The 13,068-nt window shown below is 72.2% G+C and carries 13 protein-coding genes; 8 read left to right on the forward strand and 5 right to left on the reverse strand.

Going from position 1 to position 13,068, the window contains the following annotated elements:
* The 3 genes from KBX34_RS17535 to KBX34_RS17545 are packed head-to-tail and all read left to right on the forward strand — an operon-like array spanning position 1 to position 3,406.
* Positions 1–792, forward strand: coding sequence for an enoyl-CoA hydratase-related protein (locus KBX34_RS17535; RefSeq protein ID WP_088951362.1), 792 nt, complete (start codon positions 1–3; stop codon positions 790–792).
* Between the two features lie 59 nt (positions 793–851).
* On the forward strand, positions 852–2,150 hold the full coding sequence (locus tag KBX34_RS17540) for a DUF1800 family protein (RefSeq protein ID WP_210925857.1): 1,299 nt from the start codon (positions 852–854) through the stop codon (positions 2,148–2,150).
* Positions 2,151–2,164: 14 nt separating this feature from the next.
* Complete coding sequence (locus KBX34_RS17545) at positions 2,165–3,406, forward strand: DUF1501 domain-containing protein (RefSeq protein ID WP_210795096.1); 1,242 nt, start codon at positions 2,165–2,167, stop codon at positions 3,404–3,406.
* Here the strand turns inward: KBX34_RS17545 and KBX34_RS17550 are convergent.
* Together KBX34_RS17550 and KBX34_RS17555 are read right to left on the reverse strand one after the other, a co-directional pair.
* Positions 3,403–4,026 (reverse strand): hypothetical protein, encoded by a 624-nt coding sequence (locus KBX34_RS17550; protein WP_210795098.1) that lies wholly within the window; start codon positions 4,024–4,026, stop codon positions 3,403–3,405. The genes KBX34_RS17545 and KBX34_RS17550 overlap by 4 nt on opposite strands.
* Before the next feature lie 13 nt (positions 4,027–4,039).
* The gene (locus KBX34_RS17555; protein ID WP_210795100.1) at positions 4,040–4,621 is read right to left on the reverse strand and encodes a DNA-3-methyladenine glycosylase I; all 582 of its coding nucleotides are present in this window, start codon (positions 4,619–4,621) and stop codon (positions 4,040–4,042) included.
* A gap of 137 nt (positions 4,622–4,758) precedes the next feature.
* On the opposite strand from KBX34_RS17555, the gene KBX34_RS17560 reads away from it, so the two are divergent.
* Positions 4,759–5,652, forward strand: coding sequence for a sterol desaturase family protein (locus tag KBX34_RS17560; protein ID WP_210795102.1), 894 nt, complete (start codon positions 4,759–4,761; stop codon positions 5,650–5,652).
* On the opposite strand, the gene KBX34_RS17565 is transcribed toward KBX34_RS17560, so the two are convergent.
* A complete protein-coding gene (locus tag KBX34_RS17565) occupies positions 5,597–6,094 on the reverse strand; it encodes an SRPBCC family protein (RefSeq protein WP_099850281.1) in 498 nt (165 codons plus the stop codon). The two genes, KBX34_RS17560 and KBX34_RS17565, sit on opposite strands and share 56 nt — an antisense overlap.
* Positions 6,091–6,738 carry a DivIVA domain-containing protein gene (locus KBX34_RS17570; protein WP_210925860.1) on the reverse strand — a complete coding sequence of 216 codons (648 nt, stop codon included), beginning with the start codon at positions 6,736–6,738 and terminating at the stop codon, positions 6,091–6,093. Before KBX34_RS17570 ends, KBX34_RS17565 begins: the two co-directional genes overlap by 4 nt.
* A gap of 155 nt (positions 6,739–6,893) precedes the next feature.
* Between KBX34_RS17570 and folP the strand changes: the two genes are divergently transcribed.
* Positions 6,894–7,763: a dihydropteroate synthase gene (gene folP, locus KBX34_RS17575; protein ID WP_141907796.1), complete on the forward strand. Its 870-nt coding sequence runs from the start codon at positions 6,894–6,896 to the stop codon at positions 7,761–7,763.
* A gap of 67 nt (positions 7,764–7,830) precedes the next feature.
* Here folP and ndhC read toward each other — a convergent pair whose 3' ends face one another.
* Positions 7,831–8,208: an NADH-quinone oxidoreductase subunit A gene (ndhC, locus tag KBX34_RS17580; protein ID WP_088951356.1), complete on the reverse strand. Its 378-nt coding sequence runs from the start codon at positions 8,206–8,208 to the stop codon at positions 7,831–7,833.
* Positions 8,209–8,337: 129 nt separating this feature from the next.
* Here ndhC and KBX34_RS17585 point away from each other — a divergent pair, with 129 nt between their 5' ends.
* The 3 genes from KBX34_RS17585 to KBX34_RS17595 all read left to right on the forward strand — a co-directional run bounded on the left by KBX34_RS17585 (position 8,338) and on the right by KBX34_RS17595 (position 12,940).
* Positions 8,338–9,771 (forward strand): hypothetical protein, encoded by a 1,434-nt coding sequence (locus KBX34_RS17585; protein WP_210925862.1) that lies wholly within the window; start codon positions 8,338–8,340, stop codon positions 9,769–9,771.
* 294 nt (positions 9,772–10,065) lie between these two features.
* Positions 10,066–11,913, forward strand: coding sequence for a 2-oxoacid:acceptor oxidoreductase subunit alpha (locus KBX34_RS17590; protein WP_088951354.1), 1,848 nt, complete (start codon positions 10,066–10,068; stop codon positions 11,911–11,913).
* Positions 11,906–12,940, forward strand: coding sequence for a 2-oxoacid:ferredoxin oxidoreductase subunit beta (locus tag KBX34_RS17595; RefSeq protein WP_210795110.1), 1,035 nt, complete (start codon positions 11,906–11,908; stop codon positions 12,938–12,940). The genes KBX34_RS17590 and KBX34_RS17595 overlap by 8 nt, the downstream gene beginning before the upstream one ends.
* Positions 12,941–13,068: the final 128 nt, after the last annotated feature.

Below are 13,068 nucleotides of genomic sequence, written 5' to 3' on the forward strand. Positions count from 1 at the left end.
GTGACCGAGCCGCTGCTGGTCGACCGGACCGACGCCGTCGTCACCCTCACGCTGAACCGGCCGAACGCGATGAACGCGCTCGACGTGGCGCTCAAGGAGGCGCTGCGGGACGCCCTGGCGGAGTTGGAGACCGACCGGTCCTGCCGCGCGGTCGTGCTGGCCGGGGCGGGCGGATCGTTCAGCGCCGGTCAGGACCTGCGCGAGCACGTGTCGACCCTGGAAAACTCCGCCAGTGACCCGCTGGGCACCGTGCGGGCGCACTACAACCCGATCGCCGCCCGACTGGCCAACCTGCCCAAGCCGGTGGTCGCCGCGGTCCGTGGGATGGCCGCCGGGGCAGGCGCGTCGTTGGCGTTCCTCGCCGACATCCGCATCGGCGGGCCGACGACCAGTTTCCTGATGGCCTTCGCCAAGGTCGGCCTCGCCGCCGACACCGGCGCCTCCTGGACGCTGCCCCGACTGGTCGGCCACGCCAAGGCGGTGGAGCTGCTGATGCTGGCCGAGCCGGTCCGCGCCGAGGAGGCCTGCCGGCTGGGGCTGCTCAACCGGCTGACCGACGACGACGAGCAGGTGCTGCCGGCAGCACAGGAGTTGGCCGCCCGCCTCGCCGCCGGCCCCACCGTCGCGTACGGGGCGATCAAGCGGCAACTCTCCATCGCCGACGCCGGCACCCTCGCCGACGCCCTCGCGGCCGAGGCGCAGGCCCAGTCGATCTGCGGTGCCACCGCCGACCACCGGGCGGCCACGCTCGCCTTCGTCGCCAAGCAGAAACCGGTCTTCGAGGGACGCTGAACGCGATTCGGACGCCGCCCTTACCGTCCTCGAACACGGGCCACCTAGCGTCGGCCGGTATGAGCGATCGTGAAGCGGTGGCGCACCTGCTGCGCCGGGCCACCTTCGGGCCGACCGCCGACGAGGTGGACGCGGCCGAGCGGGCCGGCCCGGCGGCGACGCTGGACCGGCTGCTCGCCCCCGGTCGGGCCGACCGTGGTGCGGCGGCCACCCCACCGCCGGCGCTGGCCGCGGACCCGTACGCCCGGCTGACCGGCGAACCCACCCGGGAGCAGCGGCAGCAGGCCAACGCGGAGCGCCGTGAGCAGCTCCAGCAGGTCACCGGGTGGTGGCTGGACCGGATGGTGGCCGCCGAGGACGGGCTGACCGAGAAGCTGCTCTTCTTCTGGCACGGGCACTGGGCGACCAGCGCTCAGAAGGTCAAGTCCGCGCGGACGATGCTGGGCCAGTTGGAGACGCTGCGCCGCCACGGACGGGGGCCGCTGGGCCCGCTGGTCGCGGCGATGGTGCGCGACCCCGCCCTGATCATCTGGCTGGACGGGCAGAAGAACACCCGCAAGGCACCGAACGAGAACCTGGCCCGCGAGCTGATGGAGCTGTTCACCCTCGGCATCGGCAACTACACCGAGGCGGACGTGAAGGCCGGCGCGCGCGCCCTGACGGGCTGGGTGGTCGACCGGCGTACCGGTGTCGCCCGGTTCGAGGCCAGGCGGCACGACCCCGGCGAGAAGACCATCCTCGGGCAGAGCGGCCGGTTCGACGCCGAGGCGTACGCCGGGCTGCTGGCCGCCCAACCCGCGGCGGCGACCTTCGTGGCCGGGCGGCTCTGGTTCCGCTACGCCGGCACCGAGGTCCCGGCACCGGACGGCCTGGCCGGCGCGGACACCGCCGCGAGCCTGCGCGCGCTCTTCTCCACGCCGGCCTTCGCCCAGTCCCGGGGCACGCTGGTCAAGCAGCCGGTGGAGTGGCTGGTCGGTGCGCTACGCCAGCTCGGCATCCGACCCTCCGCCCTGCCCGAGCAGCAACGCAAACAACTGCTGGCCGGTCTGAACGCCTTGGACCAGGTGCCGCTGCGACCGCCCAGCGTGGGCGGCTGGCCCGCCGGGGCGGCCTGGCTGACCACCTCGTCGTTGCAGGCCCGGCTGCGCACCGCCGGGATGCTCGCCGCCGCAACGGCACCAGCGGTGCTGGCCCGGCTGACCGCCGCGCCCACCGCCGGCCGACCGGACGCGCTGGCCCGACTGCTGGTGGTCGACGGCTGGAGTGCGCGCACCCGTGCCGCCCTCACGCCGCTGACCGACGAGCCCCGCAAGTTGCTGGCCGCCGGCCTGGTCAGCCCCGAATACACAGTCAGCTGAGCGGAGGAGTCGACATGGACACCCTGACCCGACGCAGGTTCCTGCTGACCAGCGGGGTGGTCGGCGCGGGCGCGCTGGCCGCCGGAGCCGGCGCGTACAGCCTGCGGGACCTGTTGGACACCAGCGGGGACCGCGATCCGCAGGCCCGCACGCTGGTGCTGGTGACCCTCTACGGCGGCAACGACGGGCTCAACACGGTCATCCCGTACGGCGACCCGGCCTACCGGGCGGCCCGCCCCGAGCTGGCGTACCCGGACGGGGAGGTGCTGCGGTTGGACGACGACTTCGGTCTCAACCCGGCGCTGGCCGGCCTGCACCAGCGCTGGTCCGGCGGCGGGCTGGCGATCGTGCGCGGGGTCGGCTACCCGAAGCCGGATCGCAGCCACTTCCGGTCGATGGACATCTGGCACACCGCGCAGCCGGACCGGCCGGGCAACACCGGGTGGCTGGGCCGTTGGCTGGACTCCGCCGGCGGCGACCCCCGGCTGGCGGTCTCTTTCGAGCCGGCGCTGCCGCCGCTGCTGGCCGGGGCGCAGAGTGCCGGCGCCGCCGTGCCGGTGACCGAACGGAAGGCCGCCAAGGGCCTGTCCGCAGAGACGCTGGCCGCGCTCGCCGCCGCCCAGGCCGGTGAGTCGGCGGCCCGGAGCCGGGCCGCCGCCTGCTTCGCCGACCTGCGGTCGGTGGACGAGATGATCCGCCAGGTACGCGACGCCGCCGACCCGGACACGGCGGACCCGGATGGCGAGCAGGCACCCGCCACGGCGACGGGCGGGGCACGGACCCCGCTGGACGCGCAGCTGGACCTGGTCGCGCAGTGCGTCGAGGCGGGAGTGTCCACGCGGGCGTTCTCGGTGTCGCTCGGTGGCTTCGACACGCACGCGGACGAGAAGCAGTTGCAGGCCGTCCTGCTGGGTCAACTAGACCGGGCGTTGACCGGGTTCGCCGACCGGATGAGCCGCACCGAGGCGGGTCGGAAGGTGGTGGTGGCGGTCTACTCCGAGTTCGGCCGGCGCGTACGGGCGAACGCCTCGGACGGCACCGACCACGGCACCGCCTCGGACGTGCTGCTGCTCGGCGCGGGCGTACGCGGCGGTTGGCACGGAGCGGCGCCGAGCCTCACCGACCTCGACGACGGCGACCTGAAGTTCACCACCGACTTCCGGGACGTCTACGCCACCCTGCTGGAACGGGTGCTGGACACCGACCCCGGCCCGATCCTCGCCGACTGGCGGGGACGAGTGGACAACCTGCTCTAGTCGTCCTCTTCCGGGTCCTGATTGGCCTCCGCGCCCAGCACGAACGCCTGCATGGCCAGCTCGTCGCCGGCCGGCGAGACGAAGGCGGGCAGCTCGCGGGGGCCCAGCTCCTGCACGTAGGACCAGAACAGCCGGACCGCCTCGGCCGGCGTGGCGGCCTCGATGGGCAGGTCGAGGCTGACCAGCCAGGTGCGCCGCGCCGGGGGCGGGCCGAGCTGGTCGGCCAGCGCCCGGAAGGCCGCCGGCTCCAGCGCGGTGACCGGCCCGTCGAGCGTCAGCAGGTCGGCCGGCGCCGGCTCGTCGAAGGCCCTGCGGGTGTACGCCACGACGAGCGTCCCCGGCTCGACGTCGGACTGCGGGTCGTCCGGGTCTTCCCGGTGGCGTTGACCCGTCGCGGCGACCCGACCGAGCGCCACCAGCCGCGGCGGCGCGTCGACCAGCACCGCCACCTGGTCTCCCGGCCCCGGTCGGACGACGCCGGTCAGACCGGTCAGCTCCAACGTGTCGTGGTGCACGAGCCGCTCGGCTTCGTACCGTTCGGCTGGCAGCAGCACGGCCCAGGTGCCCACCCCGTCGGCACGGCCGGGGCCACCGGCCCGGTACGCGGTCTCGGTCGTCATGCCTGCAATCTCATCATGTCGCCGATGGGAGGGTGACGTGACAGCCGACGATGTGATCGTCGACCATGCCGGTGGCCTGCATCAGCGCGTACGCGGTGGTCGGGCCCACGAACCGGAAGCCGCGCTTCTTGAGCGCCTTGGCCATCGCCGTCGACTCTCCAGTGATCGGCGCCAGCTCCGCGAACGAGGAGGGACGGGCCGGCCGGCGCTCCGGAGCGAAGGACCAGAGCAGCGCGGACAGCCCCTCCGGCAGCTCCAGTGCGGCGCGGGCGTTGGCGATCGCCGCCTCGATCTTGGCCCGGTTACGGACGATGCCCGCGTCGGCCAGCAGCCGGGTCACGTCGGCATCGCCGTATGCGGCGACGGTCGGGAGGTGGAACTCGTCGAAGGCCAGCCGGAACGCCGGGCGCTTGCGCAGGATGGTCAACCAGGACAGGCCTGACTGGAACGCCTCCAGCGTCATCCGCTCGTAGAGCGCGTCGTCGCCGCGCAGAGGCCGCCCCCACTCGGTGTCGTGGTAGACGGCGTAGTCGGGGGTGCTCGACCCCCACGCGCAGCGCGCCAGGCCGTCGGCGCCGATCACCAGGTCTGTCACCTCGTACACGCTAGGGCATCGCACCGACACCCCATTGCCACCGGGCGTTCGGCTGCCTAAGGTGCTTGTTACCGACCGGTAGCTCGGGGTCACCCAGCGGTGTGCCCCGACCGGCGACGGCGAGCGGAGGCCGCGCGATGAAGGAATTCCCGGACGTCATCGCCTGGTCGATCCCGGCCTTCGTGCTGCTCATCGTGCTGGAGCGGGTCTCCTACCTGCTGCACCGCGACGACGACGAGGTCGGCTACGGCGGCGCCGACACCGCGACCAGCATGGCGATGGGCCTGGGCAGCATCTTCACCGACCTGCTCTGGAAGGTTCCGATCGCCGCCGCGTACGCGCTGCTCTACGCGCTCACCCCGCTGCGGGTTGCCGAGGTCTGGTGGACCTGGCCGCTGATCCTGCTCGCCCAGGACTTCTTCTACTACTGGTCCCATCGCGGCCACCACGTGATCCGGATCCTCTGGGCCTCGCACGTGGTGCACCACTCGTCGCAGCGGTTCAACCTCTCCACGGCGCTGCGCCAACCATGGACCGGGCTGACCAGTTGGGTCTTCTACATCCCGCTGATCCTCATCGGCGTACACCCGGCGGTGGTCGCGTTCTGCGGCTCGGTCAACCTGCTCTACCAGTTCTGGATCCACACCGAACGCATCGACCGCATGCCGCGCTGGTACGAGGCGGTGTTCAACACCCCGTCGCACCACCGGGTGCACCACGCCTCCCAGGGCGGCTACCTGGACCGCAACTTCGGCGGCATCCTGATCGTCTGGGATCGGCTCTTCGGCTCGTTCGCCGCCGAGCGGGAGCGCTGCGTGTACGGCCTCACCAAGAACGTCGGCAGCTACAACCCCGTCCGGGTGGCCTTCCACGAGTACGCCTCGATCGCCCGGGACCTCCGCGCCGCGGCGACCTGGCGGCATCGGGTCGGGCACCTCTTCCGAGCGCCGGGCTGGCAGCCGGCGCCGGGCGCGGTCAGGGCAGTTGGCCCTGCTCGACCAGACGGGCGAACCTCTTCAGCGCCTGGGTGAGGCCGAGCTTGGAGCCGGGCCAGAGCAGCGGCCAGGCCAGTCGACCGGCCCGGCCGCCCGGCAGGTGGAACCACTCGTGCCAGACGACCTGGGTGCGGGCCCGGCCCAGCTGGGTGCAGCGCAGCACGCCCGGGCCGCGCAGCAACTGACCGTGGTGCACGACGCCGATCTCGTACGGTTCGTCGACCCGGACCACCCGCATCTCGTCGCGCAGCGTGGCCCGGCCGACCGCGGTCACCGCCTCGATCCGGCTGCCCTCGCGCCCGTCACCCTCGACCACCCGGACACGGGTGAACGGGATCCAGTCGGACTGGCGCTCCCAGGCGAGCAGCGCGGCGAAGACCTGCTCCGCCGGGGCGTCGACGATCACCGTGGCGGTCACCTCGCCGGCGCCGGGTTGGGCTGCCTCCCGAAGGTCGTCAGCGCCTCCCGGGTCGGTCACGCCGACTCCGACCGGACCACCACGTCGCGCTGCCCGGTGCCGTCGGCGGACGCGCCGTCGGTCTGCTCACGATCGCCGTCGGTCGGCTCACGATCGGTCGGCTCACGATCGGTCGGCTCACGATCGGTCGGCTCACGATCGGTCGGCTCGCCGTCGAGCGGGGCCACACCGTCGGAATCCGCCGGGGACGACGTGGCGGCGGGCAGCGGGTCGGCGTCGGAACCCACGACATTGGTCGATGACGCGTTGTCGTCCGAGTCGGCCACGTCCGCGGTCGTCGCCTTGCTGGCGGACTGCTCACGGGCCTGGCGCAGCGCCTCCGCGTCGTCGGTGCGGCCTTCACGCAACGCGGTGACCTCCGCCTCCAGTACGCCGATCAGCTCGGACTTGTAGCCGATGTCGTAGGCGGCGCGGCGCATCGCCTGATCGACCTGGGCCATCCGGTACCCGCGCAACCCGGTGTCGAAACGGACCGCCCCCACGTCGGATTCGCGCAGCGGACGGGTGCCCGGCAACGCCACGGCCTGGGAGTCCGGTTCGGTGGGCACCAGGCCGGGATCGCGGCCGCTGACCAGCACCGTCACGCCGAATATCACCGCCGCGACGGTCAATGCCACGACCAGAAGGAGCAGAAGCTGACCCATGTACTGATCGTGGCATGGCAGCCGGCCAGGAGCGACCCCGCCACCCGTTCCGATCATGATCGGTGCGGACTCCCGCCCACGGTTCTCCTCCGTCGACCGACTAGCGTCGGGACCGGCCGACGCGGCGGCGACGGCGCGGACTCTCAGGAGGCGGCATGGCGGGGGCGCTTCGGCTGGGTGGGCGCACGTTCGCCCCCGGCGAGCTGGTGGTGATGGCGATCATCAACCGCACGCCGGACTCGTTCTTCGACCGGGGGGCCACCTTCGCCGCCGACAGCGCCCTGCGCGCGGTGGAGCGGGCGGTGGCCGAGGGCGCGGCCATCATCGACATCGGCGGGGTCAAGGCCGGCCCCGGCGCGGACGTGGGCGCCGCCGAGGAGATCCGGCGCACGGTGGACACCATCGCCGCCGTCCGGGCCGCGTTCCCGGAGGTGGTCATCTCCATCGACACCTGGCGCGCCGAGGTGGCCACGGAGGCCGTGGCGGCCGGCGCCGACCTGCTCAACGACACCTGGTCGGGTGCCGACCCGGCGCTGGCCCGGGTGGCCGCGCAGACCGGCGCGGGCCTGGTCTGTTCGCACGCCGGCGGCCTGGTCCCCCGGACCAGGCCACACCGGGCCGCCTTCGACGACGTGGTCGCCGACGTGGTGACGACGGTGACCGGGCTCGCCGAGCGCGCGGTGGCGGCAGGGGTACGCCCCGACGGCATCCTCATCGACCCGGCACACGACTTCGGCAAGAACACCCGGCACTCCCTGGAGATCACCCGCCGACTGGACGAGCTGACCGCGACCGGCTGGCCGGTGCTGGTGGCGCTCTCCAACAAGGACTTCGTCGGCGAGACGCTGGACCTGCCGGTGGCCGAACGGCTGGAGGGAACGCTGGCCGCGACGGCGGTGTCGGCCTGGCTGGGCGCCCGGGTCTTCCGGGCCCACCAGGTCGGCCCCACCCGCCGGGTGCTGGACATGGTGGCCTCGATCCGGGGTGACCGCCCGCCGGCAGCGACCCGCCGGGGGCTGGCCTGACCGGTCGTCGCCGTAACCGACCGCGAACGGCCGGGCGGGCCGACTCGATCGCCGGAGGTCGTGACGCTCAGGTCCAGCGGAGGATGTTCCTGCGCCAGGCATAGAGGATGCCGAGCGCGAGCACCGCCACGAACACCGCCATCTCCACCACCGTCACCAGGCCGAAGCCCGGCCGGTCGAAGACCACCGCCCAGGGGAAGAGGAACACCGCCTCGACCGCGAACAGCACGTACAGGTACGCGTACACGTAGTAGCGAATCTGCATCTGCGCCCAGTCCGCGCCGACCGGGTCGAGACCGCACTCGTAGCTGGTCCGTTTGCCGGGCGGGTCAGCCGGACGCGCGGGACGTAACACCCGGTTGGCCGAGAACGCCGTAACGAAGAACAGGACGCTGGCGAGCAGTAAGAGCCCGAGCGTCGCGTACGAGCCCAGGTATCCGGTCACAGTTCGGGAGCCTACCGTCCGCCCGGAGGCGTCGTCCCAAACACGTTACGAATTTGTTTCCGGACGGGACTAGTGCACCAGGGCAACTGTTACCGAATACTGGACCCCCACCCACGGCACGGAGGACAGATGGCCCGCGTGAAGGCATTGCCCGGTCTCCGGGCGGAGGTGCGACGTACCGCGCCCTCGCTGGCGGCCGCGCTCGCGCTCGGCCTGCTCACGGCGCTCGCCGTGGGACCGACCGGAGCCAACGCGGCGACGCCGGAGCCCGAGCCGGTCGTGATGGTCACCGACCCGGTCAGCGAACCGGAGACCACCGCGTCGCAGGATCCGACCCCGACCGAGGAACCGACGGATCCGGTGCCCACCGACCCGGCACCGGAGACCACCGCACCCGCGCCGGAGACGACGCCACCGCCACCGGTGACCACCGCCCCGGAGGTGCCTCCGGCACCGACCACCACCGCGCCCGCGCCCGGCGGACCACCGACGGCGGTGCCCCCGATCGCGCCGCCACCCCCGGTCCCGCCGGTCCGCCCGCCTCCCCCGGGCTCGGCGGCGCCGCCGCCGCCGAGCCCGTTGGGCGTCCAGGTCACCACCCAGGACGTCACCCTCACCGAGGCCTACTGGAACGCCGCCAGCACGGCCACCACGTTGCAGGTCACCGTCAACAACACGGGCACGACCGCGCAGCGGATCAGGCTCTCGTACACGCTGCCGGCCGGGCTGACCGACGTCGGCACGAAGGGCTGCACCGCCGCCGGTAACGGCACGTACCGCTGTGGGGCCTGGACAGCCGAGGCGGGCGTACGGTTCAGCGCCCTGCTCCGCCTGCGCGTCGACGGCAGCGCGTGGAAGCAGATGCCGCTCGCCGGCTCCGTCCAGGTCGTCGCGGACGCGCCCGGAGTGCCCGGGGAAGCAAAGGACGACCAGGGCTTCGCGGTGCTCTTCCCGCCCGGCCCGCCGGCGGCCGGGATCGCTCTCGCCGCCGACGAGGTGGCCTTCGACATCAGCGGTGCCGCCAGCACCCTCGCGCTCCGACTGGGCAACACCGGCGCGGTGGACGCCACGGGCCAGGTCGAGGTCGTGCTGCCACCCGGGGTGACCGTTCCGACTCCGCCGCCCGGCTGCGTGGCGGTCGACCCGACCCGGACCCGCTGCGACGCGGGCCTGGTGGCGGCGGGTAAGACCGCCGAGTTGCGGCTGCCGGTGGAGGCGACGCCGGAGGCCCAGCGGGCGGCACCGCTGTCCGGTGCCCTGATCGGTCAACTCGACCCACGCAGCGGCGCGACCCGGCAACTCCAGATGAGCTTCCGGATCACCGCTGCGGCCGCGCTGGCCACGCCGGTGGTCTCACCGCCCGCACCGACCGGCTCCCAGGGCGTACTCCCCGGGGGTGCTGCCAACAGCGACGGCGGGATGACCTCGGTGCAGCGCACCGCGATCATCCTGATCGTTGTCTCCACGCTGCTGGTGGTGCTCGCCCTCACCCTGGCCACTGTCTCGCTGCGCCGCCGCCTCAACGGCCCGGCGCCCGGGCCCGCGCCCAACCCGGTCGAGTGATCGCCCGGCGACCCCGCCGCACCCGGTCGGGGTCGCCGTGGTGATCCAGTGGTGATCTGAATTACGGCGGGCGGGGCGTAACACCGCAAACCGGTGCAATCCGCAGCGGTTAGGGGTCCCAGTCGGCGGACCTCCGGGGATGGTTAGGGCTCCCTTAGACGTAGGCTCTCAGGTGAGGTACGACAGCGGCCGGACCAGCCTGGGGCGGTGCGGTGACACGTTGCGTCAAGGAGGTTCCGTGGCCGGGCATGGCGAGTTTCTGCGAGCCCCGCAGTCGCGAACGAAGGTGGCACAGTGACCAAGCAGATCCGTCAGCTCGACCGGGTGGTCATCCGATTCGCCGGTGACTCCGGCGACGGCATGCAGCTGACCGGCGACCGGTTCACCTCGGAGACGGCGCAGCTCGGCAACGACATCTCCACGCTGCCAAACTTCCCCGCCGAGATCCGGGCTCCCGCCGGCACCCTGCCCGGTGTGTCGAGCTTCCAGGTGCACTTCGCCGACTACGACATCCTCACACCGGGCGACGCGCCGAACGTGCTGGTGGCGATGAACCCGGCGGCCCTCAAGGCCAACCTGGCCGATCTGCCGCGCGGCGCGGACATCATCGTCAACACCGACGAGTTCACCAAGCGCAACCTCGCCAAGGTCGGCTACCAGGCCAGCCCTCTGGACGACGACTCGCTGGCCGGCTACGTCGTGCACCCGGTGGCGCTGACCTCGATGACGGTCGGTGCGCTCGCCGCGTACCAGGTGTCCAAGAAGGACGCCGAGCGGTCGAAGAACATGTTCGCCCTCGGCCTGCTCTCCTGGATGTACTCCCGGCCCTTCGAGTCGACGCTGCGCTTCCTGGAGCGCAAGTTCGCGGCCCGTCCGGAGCTGGTCGCGGCGAACGTCGCCGCCTTCAAGGCCGGCTGGAACTTCGGCGAGACGACCGAGGACTTCGCGGTCCGCTACGAGGTCAAGCCGGCGAAGATGAAGCCGGGCACCTACCGCAACATCACCGGCAACGCGGCGCTCTCGCTGGGACTGGTCGCCGCCGGGGTCCGGTCCGGGCTGCCGGTCTTCCTCGGCGCATACCCGATCACGCCCGCCTCCGACATCCTGCACGAGCTGAGCAAGCACAAGCGCTTCGGCGTTCTCACAGTGCAGGCCGAGGACGAGATCGCCGCGGTCGGCGCCGCGCTGGGCGCGTCGTACGGCGGCTCGCTCGGCGTGACCACCACCAGCGGCCCCGGTGTGGCGCTCAAGAGCGAGACGATCTCGCTCGCGGTGGCGCTGGAGCTGCCGCTGGTGATCGTGGACGTGCAGCGCGCCGGCCCGTCAACCGGCATGCCGACCAAGACCGAGCAGGCCGACCTCAACATGGCGCTCTACGGCCGGCACGGCGAGGCACCCGTCGCGGTGATCGCACCCCGGTCACCGTCGGACTGCTTCTTCGCGGCGCTGGAGGCGGCCCGGATCGCGCTGACCTACCGCACCCCGGTGATCCTGCTGTCCGACAACTACGTCGCCAACGGTTCGGAGCCGTGGCTGCTGCCCGACGTGGAGTCGCTGCCCGACCTGCGGGTCGAGTTCGCCACCAAGCCCAACGGCGACGACGGCACCACCTTCCTGCCCTACCTGCGCGACCCGGAGACCCTGGCCCGCCCGTGGGCGATCCCCGGCACCGCCGGGCTGGAGCACCGGATCGGCGGCCTGGAGAAGGCCGACAAGACCGGCGACATCTCGTACGACCCGGCCAACCACGACTTCATGGTGCGGACCCGGGCGGCCCGGATCGAGACGATTCCGGTGCCCGACATCGAGGTGGAGGACCCGGACGGCGACGCCCGGGTGCTGGTCCTCGGCTGGGGCTCGACGTACGGGCCGATCGGCGCGGCCTGCCGCGGGGTGCGCCAGCGTGGGCTGTCCATCGCCCAGGCACACCTGCGGCACCTCGCCCCGATGCCGGCCAACCTCGGTGAGGTGCTGCGCTCGTACGACAAGGTGGTCATCCCGGAGATGAACCTGGGTCAGCTCGCCCACGTCATCCGGGCCCGCTACCTGGTCGACGCGATCAGCTACAACCAGGTACGCGGCCTGCCGTTCACGGCCGCCGAGCTGGAGACGACGCTGGAAGAGGTCCTGAAGAATGTCTGAGCCCGTCGCCCTCAAGCTCACCGCGAAGGACTTCAAGTCCGACCAGGAGGTGCGCTGGTGCCCCGGCTGCGGTGACTACGCGATCCTGGCGGCCATCCAGCAGTTCATGCCGGAGCTGAACATCCCCCGGGAGCGCACGGTCTTCGTCTCCGGGATCGGCTGCTCGTCGCGCTTCCCGTACTACATGAACACGTACGGGATGCACTCGATCCACGGCCGCGCCCCGGCGATCGCGACCGGCCTGTCGGTGTCCCGGCCGGACCTGTCGGTCTGGGTGGTCACCGGTGACGGCGACGCGCTCTCCATCGGCGGCAACCACCTGATCCACGCGTTGCGGCGCAACGTCAACCTCAAGATCCTGCTGTTCAACAACCGGATCTACGGTCTGACCAAGGGCCAGTATTCGCCCACCTCCGAGGTCGGCAAGGTCACCAAGTCGACCCCGTCAGGCTCAGCGGACGCCCCGTTCAACCCGCTCTCGCTCGCGCTCGGCGCGGAGGCCAGCTTCGTCGGCCGGACCATCGACTCGGACCGCAAGCACCTCCAGTCGGTGCTGCGGGCCGCCGCCGAGCACGAGGGTTCGGCGTTCGTGGAGATCTACCAGAACTGCAACATCTTCAACGATGGGGCGTTCGAGCAGCTCAAGGACCCGTCCACGCGGGACGACTACCTGATCCGCCTGGAGCACGGGCAGCCGATCACCTTCGGGGCCGACGGGCAGTTCTGCGTGGTGCACCCGCCGGGTGGCTTCGGCCTGGAGGTCCGGGAGACCAGCTCGGTCCGCCCGGAGGAGATCGTCGTGCACGACGCGACGGTGACCGACCCGGCGTACGCGTTCGCGCTGTCCCGGCTGCCCGGTCTCGACCTGCGCAACACCCCGATCGGTGTGTTCCGCTCGGTGGACCGGCCGTCCTACGACAGCGTGGTGCAGAGTCAGCTCGCGGCCGCCAAGGCGACTGTCACCGAGACCCCCGAGCAGCAGCTCGCCGGCCTGCTGGGCAGTGGCGACACATGGACGATCCTCTGACCCGTTCGTCATGCTCGGCGCAGGTTGTTCAGCGCTGGGCGGAGGCCGGCACCCAGAGGTTGTCGATCTCCTTCTCGGCCGCCGCGAGGCTCGCCTCGTGCAGCGGGATCAGCTCGGCCATCGCCGGC

The sequence above is a fragment of the Micromonospora sp. M61 genome, from assembly GCF_018070245.1.
In the GTDB taxonomy this organism is placed as follows: domain Bacteria; phylum Actinomycetota; class Actinomycetes; order Mycobacteriales; family Micromonosporaceae; genus Micromonospora; species Micromonospora zamorensis.